Origin of the sequence: Butyrivibrio sp. NC2007, from assembly GCF_000421405.1 — a bacterium.
Lineage (GTDB): Bacteria > Bacillota > Clostridia > Lachnospirales > Lachnospiraceae > Butyrivibrio.
Window position 1 is genome coordinate 1 of record NZ_ATWY01000022.1, and the last position, 16702, is coordinate 16702.

The window sequence follows — 16702 nt, forward strand, 5'->3', positions numbered from 1 at the left end:
AAACAGTCACTTCCTATAATTATCTGCACGATTTCAACATCGCTTATCCTATCATGGATTCTTCATAAGGTTATGAATATCAAAGGAAACACAGCTACTCTTATCGGAGTTGGCTCATCAATATGCGGCGGCTCAGCAATAGCAGCTACGGCTCCTGTCATTGATGCGGATGATGATGAAGTGGCACAGGCAATTTCTGTGATATTTTTCTTTAACGTGCTGGCAGCACTTCTTTTTCCTTCGCTGGGAAAGCTTATAGGTTTTGATATCACAACAGGAGAGGCTTTCGGTATTTTTGCGGGAACTGCAGTTAATGATACTTCTTCCGTCACCGCAGCTGCATCAACCTGGGATAGTATGTGGAACCTGGGGAGTCAGACTCTTGATAAGGCAGTTACGGTCAAGCTTACAAGAACACTGGCTATCATACCTATTACACTGGTACTTGCGTATCTGAGGGCAAGGGAAGCAAAAAAGGATGGAAGTTCGACAAATGGCTTTAGCTTTAGAAGAGCATTTCCGATGTTCATAGTCTTCTTTGTGATTGCTTCAATTATCACAACTATTTGCTTGAGAGCAGGTGTCCCTTCTTATGTTTTTAAGCCACTTAAGGAACTTAGCAAGTTCTTTATAATAATGGCCATGGCTGCTATTGGCTTGAACAGTAACATAATCAAACTAATTAAATCAGGTGGGAAGCCGATTTTGCTTGGCGGCTGTTGCTGGATCGGAATAACAGTTGTCAGCCTTTTGATGCAGCATGTAATGGGAATATGGTAAAAGAAAAATAGGCGTTGACAAATACTCCCCCCTAGTATATATTGCAAATGGTAGGGGGGACTATTTTGTCGTCCCGTATTTATTGTCAAATTATGAACCAAAAAGACTATGAAATTTTTGGATGGACCTAAGGAATCCACCGCAAGCGGTACCACCCTTAGGTCGAAGAATGGAGGATACTCGAATGAAACTTGAAGAAATATTAAAGATGGTTGATCACACACTGCTTGCTCAGGGAAGCACATGGGATGAGATAAAAGAGATATGCGACGATGGTATGAAGTACCATACGGCTTCCGTATGCATTCCTCCATATTATGTGAAGAAAGCCCGTGAGTATATGGGCCCTGATATGCCTATAACAACAGTAATCGGATTCCCGAATGGAAATACAACAACTGCATCCAAGGTTTTTGAGACAAAGGATGCGCTTGCAAACGGAGCAACAGAGATCGACATTGTTATAAACATAGGGGAGCTGAAAGCTAAGAATTATAAGTTTGTTCTTGATGAGATCAATGAACTCAAAGAAGCCTGTGGCGACCATACCATGAAGGTTATCATTGAGTGCTGCCTTCTTACAGAAGAGGAGAAGATCAAGATGTGTGAGATTGTTACGCAGTCAAAGGCAGACTATATCAAGACTTCAACAGGTTTCTCAACAGGCGGTGCAACCTTTGAAGATATAGAACTCTTTGCAAAACACTGTGGTCCAAATATCAAGATCAAGGCATCAGGCGGTATTGCATCAATTGAAGATGCTGAGAAATTTATTGAACTTGGAGCACACAGACTTGGCACAAGCAGGCTGGTAAAGATTGCTAAAAGTATGTGATTTAGAAAAACTATAAAACACTGGAAATGGAATAATCAGTACATATGGACAGAAATAATATTTTGACTGAGTTTAAAAAATATACGGATCAATATAATCCGGAAGATGTGAAAGTAAAGCTGAAGATAGATCATACGTATCGCGTAGCTGATTTATGCGAAATAATCGCCAGAAGCCTTCTGCTTCCGGAGGAGGACTGCGAATTCGCGTGGCTGTCAGGAATACTTCATGATATAGGCCGTTTTGAGCAGCTTAGAAGGTATCATACATTTCAGGATCGAATATCAGTTAATCACGCGGAACTGTCTGCAGACCTGCTATTTAAGGACGAACAGCTGATAGACAGGTTTGATCCGGATAGAAAGATGGACAGAGAAATGATGGAAAAAGTCATCCGTTACCACAATGTATATATTCTTCCTGATGGTCAGACGGACAGGGAGCGGATGTTCTGTGAAATTTTGCGTGATGCAGATAAGATTGACATTATACGTGTTAATTGCGAGACACCGCGAACAGAGATTTACGATCTGCCGGAAAAAGCCTTTACGGATTCGTACATAACTGATGAAGTTTATGAAGACATTATGGGATCCGGAAATATAGACAGAACATACTCGAAAACCGGAATCGATTATATCCTTGGGCATATTTCTTTTGTATATGGACTTGTATTCCCTGAGAGTATCAGGCAGGTCAAAAGTCAGGGATATATATACAGACTGCTCGGATTTAAGAGCAATAATCCGGATACAGTTAAAAAGATGCAGTTTATAAGGGAAAAGATAATTAACTACTTGGAATGCGCTTAAACAATAGTTGTAAAGAGAAATAGAGAGGTGAAGAAATGGCTTCTAATATCATTATCATTGCTATACTTGTTGTTATCCTGCTTGTTGCGCTAAGAGGTTCTATAAAACACTTTAAAGGCGAAGGTGGATGCTGTGGCGGAGGCAGTTCCAGTGTAAAAGAACCGGATAAAAAGCTTTCAGGAACTGTAATCAAAACTAAGGTGTTCATGATTGACGGGATGCACTGTGAAAACTGCACCAATCGTGTTAAGCGTGCTATCAACAGAATTGATGGCGTATCTGCAAAACTGAACCTCAAAAAGAAGCAAGCTGTTGTGAAGTACGAAAAAGAGGTAGAGGATGACACCTTGATAAAGGAGATAGAAGATCTTGGCTATAAGGTTGTTTCTGTACAATAAATAGCCGGGATATGATACTATTAGTCAACATATGAATAATAGGGAGATTACTTATGGCACATAAAAAGACAGTCAGAACAGCAGCACAGAAAAAGGCTCTGACCAACCGGTTGAAACGTCTGGAAGGGCAGATACGTGGCCTGGAAAAAATGATCGAGGATGACGTATATTGCAACGACATCCTTCAACAGTCCATGTCTGCAGCCTCAGCAATAGACGGCTTTAATCAGGAACTTCTTGGATATCACCTGAAAGGATGCGTTACGGACGGCATAAAAAATGACGATGAAGAAATCGTGGACGAATTATTGAAGACGATCCGTAAACTCATGAAATAAAAGAATTACATTCATGAGTAACTATTCCGCGATAATAAAATATGTAGGAGAAATATGCAGACATCTGAGAGTTTTCGATTAAGTGCATTATTATCCTTTTCAGGAGGATTACAGGATGCGTATACATATAATATGAGGGATAAAGTCTTTGCCAATGCACAGACCGGCAATGTTGTTTTAATGAGTCAGAACCTGATGCAGGGTAATTTTATGCAGGGGTTACACTATATGTGTCCGCTTTTTTCGTTTGCTGCTGGGATTTTTATAGCAGAGAGAATTGAAAACGAGTATAAATGTGCTGAAAAAATCCACTGGAGACAGATTATCATAATAATTGAAATGATTGCGCTTAGCATTGTCGGACTTCTCCCCATGGATATGAATATGATAGCAAATATGATTGTGTCATTTTCATGTGCCATGCAGGTGCAAACATTTAGAAAAGTACATGGATATGGATATGCAAGTACCATGTGCATTGGAAATCTGAGAAGTGGAACAGAGAGCCTTTCTAAATACCTTAGAGACAAAAACAAACAATCTTTGTACAAATCATTTCACTTCTTTGGAATCATTCTGATATTTGCTATAGGAGCAGGATTTGGCGGAGTAATATCCGGAATCATTGGGATAAAAACCATATGGATTTCGGTAGTCATACTGCTTATAGTTATCAATATGATGGTAAAAGAATGAGGAGCCGACGGGACAGGCGAAGATCACACCGGGATTCAATCTTTAGAGCAGGCGGAGGTAATGAGTCTTGCATCTCCAATGTTCTTCAACAACATTAGTGGCCCATTACAATCAGCAATAAGTAGAATTTACGCAATGGGTAAGCCGGAAAAACTTAAAAAGTGCGCCATGCTTCTAAGTAGCAGAATCGATGGGATTTATGAAGGTATTATGGAAATCCATAAAATCACAACAAAAATCATGGGGGTAGAAGATATCGGGGTGATTACTTCTGTTGGAGAGCAAAATTCTATTCTCGAAAGAAGAAAAGAAATGATTGAACATGGTTTTGTGTCTGAAAAGTTAAATGTAGGTGTAATAAAGGAAAAACTTGATGAAATTAGGGAGTTTGGTAGAAGACTATAGCAGATGGAACACGTTATCAGATTCAGGTTTTTCGAGATGAATGATAGAACATAAAATCCGAAGTTATGATATGTGTGCTTGACAAAAATACTCCTATATCGTAGTATAAAACTACGATATAGGAGTATTTAATTATGAAGACAAATGGTGGATTTCTTGTTACAAAAATAAAACAGCTGGGTGATCGTATATTTGAAAGGATACTGGCAGAAAAAAACATTGATGCATTTAACGGAGCTCAGGGAAGGATTCTTTATGTCTTATGGCAGGAAGATGGTGTTCCTATTAAAATTATTTCCGAGAAAAGCGGACTTGCAATTACTTCACTTACGACCATGCTTGAGCGGATGGAAAAAAACGGACTGATAAGCCGCAAAACTGATGAAGCTGATAAGAGAAAAACTCTTCTGTTCCTCACAGATAAAGCCAAAGAACTTAAAGAAGCTTATGACTCCGTATCCAATGAGATGGGGAGTATTTATTATCGTGATTTTACGGATAAAGAGATTCTTCAGTTTGAAGAGTATCTTAACCGCATCAGGGTAAACCTTGAGGAATGGAGTGACAAATGAGTATCTGTATTAAAGATCAGATTCAGAACATGAATCTTGTTATAGGGTGCACTGTTGGATGTCCGTACTGCTATGCCAGAAACAATACGAGGCGTTATCACATCATAGATGATTTTGAAAAGCCACAGTTTTTTCAAGGAAAGCTTCGTATGATGGAAAAGAAAAAGCCGCAGAATTTTCTGCTGACCGGCATGAGCGATCTCTCGGGCTGGCATGAGGAATGGAGAGAGGAAGTCTTTAAAAAGATAGCAGAGAATCCTCAGCACCAGTTTCTTTTTCTTACCAAACGACCGGATCTTCTGTCTTTTGAAACAGATCTTGATAATGCATGGTTTGGCGTTACAGTTACGAGAAAGTCTGAGTTATGGCGTATTGATGCACTGCGGAGCAATGTGAAGGCAAAAAAATATCATGTTACCTTTGAGCCTTTGTTCGATGATCCGGGTAAGGTTGATCTTACAGGTATTGACTGGATTGTGGTGGGAACCATGACAGGTGCAAAGAGCAGGACTGTTAAAACAGATCCCGGGTGGGCTTATTCATTGACAGAACAGGCTCATGAACTGAACATTCCTGTATTCTGGAAAGAAGATCTTGTTCCGATTATGGGAGAAGAAATGATACAGGAAATGCCGGATGCTTTTAACAAAGTGCTGGAGGAACAGAGAATATGGAACAACCAGAAATCAAAGTAAATCATATAGAAACAAAAAGTGTAATGACAAAATCGAATACTCCTATTGGAGGATATTCGGTGAATCCCTATGTGGGGTGTCCCCATGCCTGTAAATACTGCTACGCATCTTTTATGAAACGCTTTACAGGGCATACGGAGGAATGGGGAACCTTCATGGATGTGAAAGACTGGCCTGAAATAAAGAATCCAAAGAAGTATGCCGGCCAGAAGGTGATCATTGGAACAGTTACGGATGGTTATAATCCGCTAGAGGAAACATATAAAAATACAAGAAGACTTCTGGAAGAACTAAAGGACAGTGGTGCGGACATACTTATCTGCACAAAGTCAGACCTTGTACTAAGAGATCTGGATCTGCTAAAAGATATCAATGAACATAGCAGACTTACAGTATCATGGTCAATCAATACTCTCGATGAAGAGTTTAAAGATGATATGGATGCGGCAGTAAGCATAGAAAGAAGGCTTGCCGCAATGAAAGAGGTATATGCGGCAGGCATTCGTACAATTTGCTTCATTTCACCCGTTTTCCCGGGGATTACGGATATAGAAGCAATCATAGACAGGACAAAAGATCAGTGTGACCTTGTATGGCTTGAGAATCTGAATCTTCGCGGAGGTTTTAAGGCAGATATCATGAAATACATTTCCGATAAACATCCGGATCTTGTGCCGCTGTATGACGAAATTTATAACAAAAAGAACCGCAGCTATTTTGAAGCGCTGGAAAAGAAAGCAGAAGAGCTGGCTAAAAAGTATGATTGCAGGTTTGTTGATAATGAAACTCCGTATGAGAGAGTAGAGAAAGGACATCCAACAATCGTAGATTACTTTTACCACGAAGAAGTAAGAGGAACTGCCAATAGTGGAAAGAGAAATGTAATACATAATCCTTGATGGAAGAATAAACCGGAATTTAAAGATTCGATAGCATTACAATAAATACCATTTTGCATTTGGTAAATTATTGGATTGAAGGTAAGGACAAGTAATATGGCTTTTCGTAGGACCCTTAGTGATCTTATTCGGCTGTATGCTGATGAGATTGCTGATATGGATGTAGATATTTGCCAGTATGATAAAAGATATGATGTGTGGGGATGCTTTTAGCATTGCTTGTTAAAACTGAAATTAAACGGCCCGTTTTCTTAATAGAAAGCGGACCTTTTTATTTTAGTACAATATCAGTTCTACAGTCGATTAACTCAGGCAGGAGAATTAGCTTTGTCATCTGAGGCATATATAGCCTTCAATATTATAGGTGTCAGAATTGAACTTAATATTATCAACAGGATTACTGCGGTAAAGTATCTGCTGTCAACGATATCAGCTTTTAAACCTCTTTGAGCTACGATAAGTGCAACTTCGCCTCTGGTCATCATACCAACACCAATCTTTAACGAGTCAGAGGTGTTGTACTTAAGGAGCTTTGCTACGATGCCACAGCCTATAACCTTTCCGAGGAGTCCAACGACAACAAATGCTGCCGAGAAGGCAAGGATTGTCATGTCAACAGACCTTAGATTTGTCTGAAGTCCTACACTTGCAAAGAATACGGGACCGAATAACATATATGAATTTATGTCCATTTTTCTGTCTATATACTCGGAGTTGTCCAGGGAGCTGAGAATAATACCTGCGACATAGGCTCCGGTGATATCGGCTACTCCAAAGTACTTATCTGCAACATAAGACATCGCAAAGGCAAGTGCCAGTCCCATGATCGGGATTCTTCTGGTATGAGGCCATTTTGCTTCTGCTTTTGACATTATCTTAAATATGATCATTCCCACAACAACCGAAAGGGCAAAGAAGGCTACGGTCTTTAAGCAAACAGCTGCAAGATTGGCATTTGGATCTTTCAGACCAAGAACAGCTGTAAGAACCACGATTCCTATTACATCATCGATGATCGCGGCGCTCATGATCGTTGTTCCAACTTCTGTGGAAATCTTCCCAAGTTCTTTTAGAACCTGAACTGTTATGCTAACGGAAGTGGCTGTAAGAATAGTTCCTATAAAGAGTGCTTTTATGAACTCGGTTGATCCGGGAGTTGCAACGCCATAGAAGGCCATGTACAGGAGCGTTCCAAGAACAAGCGGAACTCCAACACCTGTGCATGCAAGGATTGTTGCCTTCAGGCCGGATTTTTTGAGCTTGTCGATATCTGTTTCCAGTCCGGCGCTGAACATCAGAAGAATCACACCGATTTCGGCCATGCCCGACAGGAAATCACTGGGATTAACAAGATTAAGCAGTGTTGGACCTATGAGAAGACCTGCGATGATCTCACCGGCAACCTGTGGCGCATGGAGTCTTCTGGCGATCAGTCCGAATAACTTTGCCATGACGATTATGATAAAAAGATCTCTGAGTATCTGAATTGTATCCATTTATATACCTCCTTATTAATAACGCTAGTAAATGAGTATGATACTTTTTCGTCTCAAAATCAAGTTAAAAAACTATAACCAACGTAGTAATAACCCCCCGGGGGGCTTGTGGAGCAGATTTCACAATGCTATCCTTTCCATTGTGTGAGTTAATTCAGGCACAATGGAGGATACTATATTATGAAGAAAAAGTTTTTAGCAGCGCTTCTTGCTGCAACCATGACATTATCAATGGTAGCTTGTGGTTCAGGTGCAAACACACAGACAACAGAAACTCAGGCAACAGAAACTGAGACAACTACTGAAACACAGGCGACAACATCTGATGATCAGACAGCTGACGCAAGTCAGTCTACAGCTACAGGTGAAAAGATTCTTCACACTGCAGCATCTTTTGCTTATCCAAGTCTTGATGTACACAAAGAATACTATGGATGGTACACATCAATTTATGGAGTTTCAGAGGCACTGTTTAAGCTCGACGAGACCATGAGCGCTGTTCCATGTCTTGCTAAGGACGCAGTTGCTGATGGCAGCACATGGACTATTACACTTAATGACGGAGTTCAGTTCTCAAACGGAAACCCTCTGACAGCTGATATGGTCATCAGAAACCTTCAGCGTCTTGCTGCAGAGAACAGCAGATTTGCTTATCTCGGCGATTTTGAAATGACTGCTACAGATGACAAGACAATCGTTATCGATACTAAGGAAGTTTACCCTACTCTTAAGAACGACCTTGCAAGCCCCGAGTGCGGAATGGTCGATCTTGATGCAACAACAGATTTTGACAACGCACCTGTATGCACAGGACCATTTGTTGTTACAGAGTTTATCCCTGAGGGAGACGTAACAGTAGCAAAGAACGAAAACTACTGGGGCGGCGATGTTAAGCTCGACGGCGCTGTATTCTACTACATGCAGGAGGATGATCCCAAGCTCCTTGCTATGCAGAGCGGCGAGATCGACTGCTACAACAGCGTTTCATCAGCAGCTCTTGAGGTTTATAACCAGAGCCCTGATCTGTACGATGTAGTTTCAATTCCCGGTGCACGTCTTCAGTTCTACATTCTCAATGAGAATACACTTGATGATTCTGTGAGGGAAGCAATCAACCTCACTGTTGATAAGGACAAGATCGCAGAGTACCTTTCAGGTACAGTATCTGCAGCAGTTGGACCATTCTCAACATCAGCTGCTTATGGTAAGGTAAATGTTCCTGCAGTAGATACTGCCAAGGCAAAAGAGCTTTTGGAGGCCGATGGTTATACACTTGGAGCTGACGGCATCTACGAGAAGGATGGTAATAAGCTCAGCATCAGCATTGCATACTATGCAGCAAGATCTCTTGATACTCTTGCAATCCTGATCCAGGAGCAGCTTAAGGCTGTTGGTATTGATTCAACACTTAGAGTTGAGGAAGATCCGGATGCTACTTACATTGCAAACGCTGACTTTGATCTTGCTCTTTACTGCATGATCGCTGATAAGTCAGGTGATCCTCTTTACTTCATCGACTCAACTCTTGCAGACGGAGCTTACTACAATGTAGGTGGATTTGAGAGTGCTGAATGCCAGAGCATGATTGAGCAGCTCAGAATTGAGACAGATACTGCAAAGAGAGCAGAGCTTGCCAACAAGATCGTTCAGATTGCTATAGATGACAATGCATTCGGATATGTTGGACTTTTCAATAACACTACAGTTCTTCGTAAGGGCGTAAGCGGATTTGCTGAGTATGTTCCTTTCGATTTCTATGGAGTAGACGCAGAGACTGACATTAATGGCTAAACAAATACTTAAAAGGATCCTGGGACTTGCCCTGATACTTTTAGTGCTGAGCTTTCTTGTGTTTGGCATAATGTATCTGGCTCCCGGTGACCCTGCGGAAAAGAGACTCACCTCCCAGGGTGTGGTGGTCACAAAAGAAATACTGCAAGCGGAGCGGGAGAGGCTTGGCCTCCTCCGCCCCTTTATCGTTAGGTACGCGGAGTGGCTTTCGAATGTTCTTAGAGGAGATTTTGGCGTTTCCTTTAAGGACGATCTTCCCGTTGCGCCCAAACTGATAAAAGGGCTTAAGAACACATGTGGACTGGCTTTAACCAGTCTGCTTTTGGCGCTTATAATCTCTTTTCCACTGGGAATATGGTCAGCGGTCAAAAAGGGAAAATTGGTAGACCATATCGTCAGGCTCTTTTCATTTATAGGTAATTCTCTTCCGAATTTCCTTATATCAGTACTTTTGATGTATCTGTTTTGCATACATATCAAGGTCTTTCCTGTAATTGCAGATGGAAGCATCAAAGGACTTATGCTGCCTGCACTTTCTCTGGCAATACCCATGGCAGGAAGGTTTACAAGACAGATTAGGAGCGAACTCCTGGATCAGCTTGGAGAAGAGTATGTTGTGGGAATGAAGTCCAGAAAGGTAAAGGGCAGATTTATTCTTATCAACAATGTCCTTAGAAACAGCCTTGGACACATACTTACAATAATCGGCCTTCAGATCGGAACCCTGATGGGAGGCAGCGTTGTTATTGAGAATATTTTCAGATGGCCGGGTATCGGCAAACTTGTGATGGATTCCATAACAGCCAGGGACTACCCTGTGATCATGGGCTTTGTGCTTATTATGGGAACAATCTATGTTGTTATAAATCTGATAGTTGATATTACCTACAGGCTTTTGGATCCGAGGTCTTTTTAATGAACCATAAACGGAAAAAGATTAACAGAATAAAAGTAATAATATCTGCAGGTGTTGCACTGCTTTTGGTGCTTATAGCTCTTTTCGCAAGTGTTATCGCACCTAATGACCCATATGCAACAAGCGCATCAGCCATAAGATCAGCTCCGTCCGGGGAATTTCTGTTTGGAACAGATAACCTGGGAAGATGCGTATTTTCAAGAGTTTTATACGGAGCAAGGACAACTATAGCAGCTACATTTATATTGGTTGCGATTTCTTTCATCCTTGGAAGCTTTATCGGAGTACTTAGCGGATATTATGGCGGAATATTGGATGAAATTATGATGAGGATTGCCGATATCATGCTGGCATTTCCTCAGATGGTAGTAGCCATCGCGGTTGCGGGCATTCTTGGAGGAGGACTTTCAAGTGCCATGATCGCGCTGGGAATAACTATGTGGACCGGTTTTGCCAGACTTGCACGGAGTCATACTTTTGCCATAAAGAATTGCCCCTACGTGCAGGCTGCGAAATTGGCGGGAAAGAGTGGGCCGGCTATAATGATGGCCCACATACTTCCCAATATAATAGCACCACTTCTTACAAATGCCCTTACACAGATAGGAACCACTATGATAGGCATCTCGGGCCTGTCTTTTTTGGGACTTGGAGTTGTGCCACCCACTGCTGAGTGGGGGTCAATGATCAATGAGTCCAGGGCATATATACAGATAGCACCTTGGGCTGTGCTGTATCCGGCAATTGCTACCATAGTCACCATCATAGTATTTAACTATCTTGGGGACTGCGTCATGGAATATAGAGATGAGGATTAAGCATGGATACAATACTTAGGATAAACAATCTCTCTGCCGGCTACGGTGATGAGAGTGTTATAAATGATATCTCTTTTGATGTGGAAGCAGGTAAAAGAGTCTGCATCGTAGGCGAGAGCGGAAGCGGTAAATCTACGCTTCTTAAGGCTATTCATGGCTTTGGAGGCGTGACTAAAACAGGCGGAAGTATAGAGACGCCAAAAGACATTTTACTTGGCATTGTGCCTCAGAATCCCGGCGGGTCTTTTAATCCCATAAGGACTTACAAGGCACAGATAATGGAGGCGCTAAAGAGCAATAACATCGACTTTAAAATAGATGAAGTGGAGAAAACGCTCCGGATCCTTGGACTTAATGATGCTAAAAGAGCACTTGCATCAAGGCCTTATGAGCTGTCAGGAGGCATGAACCAGCGTATGGCCATTGCCACAACAATGCTCTTGGAGCCGGGGATTTTATTATGCGATGAAGTTACAAGCGCCCTGGATGTTAAAACTGCAGGGATGGTTGTGGAGCAGCTTCTTGAGATCAACAAACTAAAGGGTACTACCATTTTGATGGTTACCCACCATTTGGGTATTGCATCTAAAATGGCTGATTACATTGGAATCATGAAAAGTGGCAGGATGCTTGAGTATGGCCCTGCAAAAGAGATCCTGGAGAATCCACAAAACGAGTACACAAAGAATCTCTTGAAAGCCGTACCAAGACTGAAGGTGAGCTGATATGCCGGATTCAGATATAATTTTAGAAGGAAAAAATCTAAATAAAAGCTACGTTGATAAAGGCAAAAAATTACAGGCTTTAAAGGATGTGAGTTTCTCCCTGAAAAATGGAGAGATTCTTGGAATCGTAGGCGAGAGCGGAAGCGGAAAGAGCACCCTTCTTCGTCATGTCAGCTGCCTGGAAAAGCCTGATAGTGGAAATCTTTATTATAAGGGAACAGAGTATACAGGTAAGTCGTCGGCCTTTGCCGGAACTTTTCTGCAGATGATATTTCAGGATGCCCAGATGTCTTTTGACCCAAGAATGAAGATGAAAAAAGCCGTTGTGGAAGCTGCAAAGGGCTGTGGCCATGAAAAACTGTCACGAATCCTTGAGGCCGTTGGGCTTGATGAGAGTCTTTTGGAGAAAAAGGCAGGAAGCATGTCCGGAGGACAGTGCCAGCGAATGTCAATTGCAAGGGCGCTGTGTTCTGATGCCGGGATTCTTTTGTGCGACGAGGCAACAAGTGCGCTGGATGTTACAACTCAGGCCCAGGTAGTAGCTCTTTTGCAGCAGCTGAGGGAAAAAGAAGGGGTGTCGATCATATTTGTCTCCCACGACATTGCCCTGGTGAGCATGCTGTGCGACAGGATAATGGTAATGAAAAACGGAGAGTGTGTGGAAGAGGGAGAGACCGGTAAAGTCCTCGGGAATCCACAACATGAGTACACAAAAGAACTACTCGATAATCTGATCGAATAACTTAGTATTAGAAAGTTAATTGGGGTATACGTAGTAATATGACTAAACTTATGCAGATTCCTTTTGAGGAGGAAGCTGAAGATATCAAAGATAAAGTAGTGACCTACTGGTCCAAAAGAGCTGAGAGCTTTAGCGAGCACAAACACGAGGAGATACACAGCAGGAAAAAACAGCTGTGGCAGGCGGAGTTTTTAAGGCACTTTTCAGCTGATGATAAGCTGTCTGTTCTGGATGTTGGATGCGGAGCAGGCTTTTTCGAAATGGTGTTGTCGGATTTTGATTTTGACGTGACCGGTGTGGATCTTACGCCTGAGATGATAGATAAGGGAAAAGAGCTGCTTTCGCGCCATGGAGCAAAGGCGCGCCTTATGGTTATGGACGCCGAGAAACTGGATTTTGCCGATAGCTCTTTTGATCTGGTGATAAATAGAAATCTTGTATGGACACTTCCGCATCCGGTGGAAGCCTACATGGAGTGGCACAGAGTGTTAAAGCCGGGAGGAATGCTGCTTGTGTATGATGCGGAGTATGCAAAGGGATTTCATCACTATGATCAGATGCAGAACCTTGCCCACAAAAATGTGACCGACGCCATGGTAGAGGAGTGCCACGATATTTACCACATGTTATCTATCAGCACTTTGGACAGACCGGAGTGGGACAAGGCTTGTCTTGAAAAAATCGGTTATGAAAATATAGTTACTGATCTTGGAGCGGGAGATAGACTCTATAGCGAGAAAGACCAGTTTTATATGCCTGACAGGATGTTTCTGGTAAAGGCTCAGAAAGCAATAGTCTAATAATATGAATGGAGTTTGAGATGAGAAGAGGAATTGATACTACAGATATGATGGTATATGGCCACGAAGCCTGGATAATCACTGACAAGAGTGTATATGAGCCGGGGGAAGAAGTCTGCGGAATAATGAGGTGGGGACATCACATGAGGCCGGACGGATTCTTTCGTCTTGATGAGATAAGAGCCTTCGCCACAGATGAAAAAGGAAACAGAATAGCAATAACACCGGTAAAGGGTCCGGGCGATGAGCAGGGAGACTATTATGAGCTTCGCTTTACGCCAGTTTCTGAGGGCATTTACACCCTTATGTGTATCTATGACAACAATTATGTAAGAGATGAAAAAGACGTGTATTACGAGGGTGACAGAAGGACATATCCTGATATTCTTGATGCCAAGAACTATCCTCAGATATATGTGACAAACATAACTGTTGGAGATAAGAAGGGGACTCCCGAATTTATCCATGAGTCCAGAGTAAGCTTCGTTCCCGATCCCTGGGAAGCAGACACCGACGTACTTCATTTAAAGCTTATTCACGACAAATTCCCGCTTAAGGGATCCACGGTAGTTGTTGTGTTCTATGATGGAAAAGAGTATTTTGAGAGAATCCTGAACACAGATGAGGAAGGCAGGATATTCTTCTCAGTGGAGAAAAAGGGTGTGTATATGGCCGTTACAAGAACTCCGCTTGCGGAAGGAATTCCTGGAATCTATGACAGCAAAGAGATAGCTTCAACATTCACATACGTTAAAAGGTAATACAAAAACAGGATGCATTCAACATGCATCCTGTTTTTGTATTACTCCGTAGGTCACCATGGGACCATTCTTGATTATGCTAAGAGATGAGCACTGGTGGATCAGAACTCCGTCAGTATCGGCAATGGCTGTGTGAAGGGGTCTTCCAAAGTAATCCCTTATCTCACCAAATTTATCACCTTTTGAAAATCTCTCTCCTACCTTTTTCTCCGGATACCAGCAGCCGGTGAATGGGGCATCGTCGCTGAATTCTCTGAGTTCTGTCTTGGGATATGTCTTGTACTCTCCTTCAATAAGACCAAGGAATTTCAAAATGTTCAGCACATCCTCTTTGTCTGCCTGTACCTCATCCTTTGGAAGCAGGCTTAACTGACCGCGCTCTATTAGAACACTGGGGATTCCGGCCATGGAGGCTGTGTTGTAGGCGCCTTCGGTGGTGCAGGTACTCTTTACGCAGTAGGAGGCGTTGACGCAGTCCACCATCTTTTTTGCAATATCGCTGGCAGGAGAAGCTCCCACGTAGTATGCGTAGGGGATAAGAGTCTCGTATCCATCTCCGCTATGCAGGTCAATGTAAGCATCTGCATTTTTGATAAAAACATCAAACAGAAGGCTTGCCAGGCGATCCGCGGCTGAACCATCCTTGTCTCCCGGGAAGACTCTGTTGAGATTCTTGCCATCCTCATAAACAAGGGACATGGTTCTGTTTTCAAATCCTGACCTGTTGGCTAATGGGATGATGATAAGATTTCCTGAAAGGTCTTTGGGAGAAATCTCATTAGAGAGCTCAATAGCTGCCTGAATGCCGACATATTCTGCGTTGTGAATGCCGGCTGTGACAAGAACGGTTTTGCCCGGCTTTTCTCCGCAGATGATGATGTGGGGAATGTGTATCTCGGTTCCACCGACATGTATATGATCTTTTATCGTCTTGCCGGAGGTAAGTTCGTGTCCGGCTATATTTATTTTCTCCATAGTTTTTAAACCTCACTTCAGAGGCAAGGTTATCATGATATGAGAGGGGCTTTCAAGCCCCCTGGGGGGTTACTGTTTGCAAGGTGATTTAAGAAAATGAACCTTTCAAAACATATCATGACATGATGTCAGAATAACTATATAATTCAAATTGAGAGCAGAATTATTTGCAGAAAGAAAGGCGCACGACGATGAAATACACAAAACTTGGAAATTCAGACTTAAACGTATCACGTATCTGCATGGGCTGCATGGGATTTGGCGACGCTACAAAGGGACAGCACAGCTGGACACTTGATGAAGAGCATTCCAGAGAGATCATCAAAAGAGGTCTCGATTTGGGAGTTAATTTCTATGATACCGCGATAGCTTATCAGAGCGGAACCAGTGAGCAGTTCGTCGGCCGTGCTCTTAGGGATTTTGCAAAGCGTGAAGATGTAGTTGTTGCTACAAAATTCCTTCCCAGAACACCGGAAGAAATTGAAAAAGGAATATCCGGCCAGCAGCATATCGAGAACATGGTAAACACAAGCCTTCAGAATCTTGGAATGGACTATGTGGATCTTTACATCTATCATATGTGGGATTGGAATACAGACCTCTATGACATTATGGATGGTTTAAACCGCATCGTGAAAGCAGGTAAGGCAAGATACATCGGCATTTCAAACTGCTTTGCATGGCAGATTGCCAAGGCTAATGCGCTGGCAGAAAAAGAGGGCTTTGCAAAATTTGTTTCAATGCAGGGACATTACAATCTTATCTTCCGTGAAGAAGAACGCGAGATGGTTCCATATTGTGAAGAAGAGAATATCGCGCTTACTCCTTACAGTGCACTGGCAAGCGGAAGGCTTTCAAGAAAGCCCGGCGAATGCGATACAAAGCGCGCAGCTGAGGATACCTATGCCAAGTTTAAATATGATACTACAGCAGAGCAGGATGCTGTGATCATCAATCGTGTGGCAGAGTTGGCAGAGAAACATGGTGTTACCATGACTGAGATTTCGTTGGCGTGGCTCCTGACTAAGGTTACAGCTCCTGTGTGCGGAGCAACCAAGCTTCACCACATCGAAGGCGCAGCAAAGGCAGTGGATCTGGAGCTTTCGGACGAGGAACTTAAGTATCTTGAAGAGCCATATGTACCTCATTCACTGGCAGGTGTTATGGCACAGAATAAAAGAACTGATGCGTCGAAAAAACACGTGTGGACTACAGGTGCACAGAAAATCTTAGGAGGCGAGAATTAAG

At 42.5% G+C, this 16702-nt stretch carries 20 protein-coding genes; 18 read left to right on the forward strand and 2 right to left on the reverse strand.

Annotated elements, in window-relative coordinates:
• From G632_RS0115495 to G632_RS0115540, 10 genes are all read left to right on the forward strand, one after another.
• Positions 1–780, forward strand: a 780-nt coding sequence (locus G632_RS0115495; protein ID WP_022770363.1) for a YeiH family protein, incomplete at its 5' end; no start/stop codon positions are given.
• Between the two features lie 184 nt (positions 781–964).
• On the forward strand, positions 965–1615 hold the full coding sequence (deoC, locus tag G632_RS0115500) for a deoxyribose-phosphate aldolase (protein ID WP_022762004.1): 651 nt from the start codon (positions 965–967) through the stop codon (positions 1613–1615).
• Between the two features lie 44 nt (positions 1616–1659).
• A complete protein-coding gene (locus G632_RS0115505) occupies positions 1660–2427 on the forward strand; it encodes an HD domain-containing protein (protein WP_022762005.1) in 768 nt (255 codons plus the stop codon).
• Positions 2428–2462: 35 nt separating this feature from the next.
• The gene (locus tag G632_RS0115510; protein WP_022762006.1) at positions 2463–2825 is read left to right on the forward strand and encodes a heavy-metal-associated domain-containing protein; all 363 of its coding nucleotides are present in this window, start codon (positions 2463–2465) and stop codon (positions 2823–2825) included.
• Between the two features lie 53 nt (positions 2826–2878).
• Positions 2879–3163 (forward strand): metal-sensing transcriptional repressor, encoded by a 285-nt coding sequence (locus G632_RS0115515; protein WP_022762007.1) that lies wholly within the window; start codon positions 2879–2881, stop codon positions 3161–3163.
• Positions 3164–3217: 54 nt separating this feature from the next.
• On the forward strand, positions 3218–3859 hold the full coding sequence (locus tag G632_RS0115520; protein ID WP_022762008.1) for a YoaK family protein: 642 nt from the start codon (positions 3218–3220) through the stop codon (positions 3857–3859).
• Positions 3860–3919: 60 nt separating this feature from the next.
• Positions 3920–4264, forward strand: a complete 345-nt coding sequence (locus G632_RS20405) for a hypothetical protein (protein ID WP_022762009.1) — start codon at positions 3920–3922, stop codon at positions 4262–4264.
• Positions 4265–4398: 134 nt separating this feature from the next.
• Entirely contained in the window at positions 4399–4836 is a 438-nt protein-coding gene (locus tag G632_RS0115530; RefSeq protein ID WP_022762010.1) for a radical SAM mobile pair system MarR family transcriptional regulator, read from the forward strand.
• Positions 4833–5531 carry a radical SAM mobile pair protein A gene (locus G632_RS0115535; RefSeq protein WP_022762011.1) on the forward strand — a complete coding sequence of 233 codons (699 nt, stop codon included), beginning with the start codon at positions 4833–4835 and terminating at the stop codon, positions 5529–5531. Before G632_RS0115530 ends, G632_RS0115535 begins: the two co-directional genes overlap by 4 nt.
• A complete protein-coding gene (locus G632_RS0115540; RefSeq protein WP_022762012.1) occupies positions 5507–6430 on the forward strand; it encodes a radical SAM mobile pair protein B in 924 nt (307 codons plus the stop codon). Before G632_RS0115535 ends, G632_RS0115540 begins: the two co-directional genes overlap by 25 nt.
• A 308-nt stretch (positions 6431–6738) precedes the next feature.
• Here G632_RS0115540 and G632_RS0115545 read toward each other — a convergent pair whose 3' ends face one another.
• Positions 6739–7926 carry a cation:proton antiporter gene (locus G632_RS0115545; RefSeq protein WP_022770365.1) on the reverse strand — a complete coding sequence of 396 codons (1188 nt, stop codon included), beginning with the start codon at positions 7924–7926 and terminating at the stop codon, positions 6739–6741.
• Between the two features lie 180 nt (positions 7927–8106).
• Here G632_RS0115545 and G632_RS0115550 point away from each other — a divergent pair, with 180 nt between their 5' ends.
• The 7 genes from G632_RS0115550 to G632_RS0115580 are packed head-to-tail and all read left to right on the forward strand — an operon-like array spanning position 8107 to position 14479.
• Positions 8107–9717, forward strand: a complete 1611-nt coding sequence (locus G632_RS0115550) for an ABC transporter substrate-binding protein (RefSeq protein ID WP_022770366.1) — start codon at positions 8107–8109, stop codon at positions 9715–9717.
• Positions 9710–10633, forward strand: coding sequence for an ABC transporter permease (locus tag G632_RS0115555; RefSeq protein WP_022770368.1), 924 nt, complete (start codon positions 9710–9712; stop codon positions 10631–10633). Before G632_RS0115550 ends, G632_RS0115555 begins: the two co-directional genes overlap by 8 nt.
• On the forward strand, positions 10633–11451 hold the full coding sequence (locus tag G632_RS0115560; RefSeq protein WP_022770369.1) for an ABC transporter permease: 819 nt from the start codon (positions 10633–10635) through the stop codon (positions 11449–11451). The genes G632_RS0115555 and G632_RS0115560 overlap by 1 nt, the downstream gene beginning before the upstream one ends.
• A gap of 2 nt (positions 11452–11453) precedes the next feature.
• Complete coding sequence (locus G632_RS0115565) at positions 11454–12176, forward strand: ATP-binding cassette domain-containing protein (RefSeq protein ID WP_022770370.1); 723 nt, start codon at positions 11454–11456, stop codon at positions 12174–12176.
• Position 12177: 1 nt separating this feature from the next.
• Complete coding sequence (locus G632_RS0115570; RefSeq protein ID WP_022770372.1) at positions 12178–12918, forward strand: ABC transporter ATP-binding protein; 741 nt, start codon at positions 12178–12180, stop codon at positions 12916–12918.
• 38 nt (positions 12919–12956) lie between these two features.
• Complete coding sequence (locus G632_RS0115575) at positions 12957–13718, forward strand: class I SAM-dependent methyltransferase (protein ID WP_022770373.1); 762 nt, start codon at positions 12957–12959, stop codon at positions 13716–13718.
• A 20-nt stretch (positions 13719–13738) separates the two neighbouring features.
• Positions 13739–14479, forward strand: a complete 741-nt coding sequence (locus G632_RS0115580; protein ID WP_022770374.1) for a DUF4198 domain-containing protein — start codon at positions 13739–13741, stop codon at positions 14477–14479.
• Between the two features lie 18 nt (positions 14480–14497).
• Here the strand turns inward: G632_RS0115580 and G632_RS0115585 are convergent, their stop codons facing one another.
• Positions 14498–15454, reverse strand: a complete 957-nt coding sequence (locus G632_RS0115585) for a succinylglutamate desuccinylase/aspartoacylase family protein (RefSeq protein ID WP_022770375.1) — start codon at positions 15452–15454, stop codon at positions 14498–14500.
• Between the two features lie 191 nt (positions 15455–15645).
• Here G632_RS0115585 and G632_RS0115590 point away from each other — a divergent pair, with 191 nt between their 5' ends.
• Positions 15646–16701, forward strand: a complete 1056-nt coding sequence (locus tag G632_RS0115590; RefSeq protein WP_022770377.1) for an aldo/keto reductase — start codon at positions 15646–15648, stop codon at positions 16699–16701.
• Position 16702 lies beyond the last annotated feature (1 nt).

What these genes read in the sequence shown, in the direction of transcription:
- G632_RS0115505 (WP_022762005.1), top strand. Translation starts at nt 1,660, where the DNA reads ATGGACAGAAATAATATTTTGACTGAGTTTAAAAAATATACGGATCAA.
- deoC (WP_022762004.1), top strand. Translation starts at nt 965, where the DNA reads ATGAAACTTGAAGAAATATTAAAGATGGTTGATCACACACTGCTTGCT.
- G632_RS0115550 (WP_022770366.1), top strand. Translation starts at nt 8,107, where the DNA reads ATGAAGAAAAAGTTTTTAGCAGCGCTTCTTGCTGCAACCATGACATTA.
- G632_RS0115570 (WP_022770372.1), top strand. Translation starts at nt 12,178, where the DNA reads ATGCCGGATTCAGATATAATTTTAGAAGGAAAAAATCTAAATAAAAGC.
- G632_RS0115520 (WP_022762008.1), top strand. Translation starts at nt 3,218, where the DNA reads ATGCAGACATCTGAGAGTTTTCGATTAAGTGCATTATTATCCTTTTCA.
- G632_RS0115560 (WP_022770369.1), top strand. Translation starts at nt 10,633, where the DNA reads ATGAACCATAAACGGAAAAAGATTAACAGAATAAAAGTAATAATATCT.
- G632_RS0115515 (WP_022762007.1), top strand. Translation starts at nt 2,879, where the DNA reads ATGGCACATAAAAAGACAGTCAGAACAGCAGCACAGAAAAAGGCTCTG.
- G632_RS0115545 (WP_022770365.1), bottom strand. Translation starts at nt 7,926, where the DNA reads ATGGATACAATTCAGATACTCAGAGATCTTTTTATCATAATCGTCATG.
- G632_RS0115535 (WP_022762011.1), top strand. Translation starts at nt 4,833, where the DNA reads ATGAGTATCTGTATTAAAGATCAGATTCAGAACATGAATCTTGTTATA.
- G632_RS20405 (WP_022762009.1), top strand. Translation starts at nt 3,920, where the DNA reads ATGAGTCTTGCATCTCCAATGTTCTTCAACAACATTAGTGGCCCATTA.
- G632_RS0115580 (WP_022770374.1), top strand. Translation starts at nt 13,739, where the DNA reads ATGAGAAGAGGAATTGATACTACAGATATGATGGTATATGGCCACGAA.
- G632_RS0115590 (WP_022770377.1), top strand. Translation starts at nt 15,646, where the DNA reads ATGAAATACACAAAACTTGGAAATTCAGACTTAAACGTATCACGTATC.
- G632_RS0115530 (WP_022762010.1), top strand. Translation starts at nt 4,399, where the DNA reads ATGAAGACAAATGGTGGATTTCTTGTTACAAAAATAAAACAGCTGGGT.
- G632_RS0115555 (WP_022770368.1), top strand. Translation starts at nt 9,710, where the DNA reads ATGGCTAAACAAATACTTAAAAGGATCCTGGGACTTGCCCTGATACTT.
- G632_RS0115565 (WP_022770370.1), top strand. Translation starts at nt 11,454, where the DNA reads ATGGATACAATACTTAGGATAAACAATCTCTCTGCCGGCTACGGTGAT.
- G632_RS0115540 (WP_022762012.1), top strand. Translation starts at nt 5,507, where the DNA reads ATGGAACAACCAGAAATCAAAGTAAATCATATAGAAACAAAAAGTGTA.
- G632_RS0115585 (WP_022770375.1), bottom strand. Translation starts at nt 15,454, where the DNA reads ATGGAGAAAATAAATATAGCCGGACACGAACTTACCTCCGGCAAGACG.
- G632_RS0115510 (WP_022762006.1), top strand. Translation starts at nt 2,463, where the DNA reads ATGGCTTCTAATATCATTATCATTGCTATACTTGTTGTTATCCTGCTT.
- G632_RS0115575 (WP_022770373.1), top strand. Translation starts at nt 12,957, where the DNA reads ATGACTAAACTTATGCAGATTCCTTTTGAGGAGGAAGCTGAAGATATC.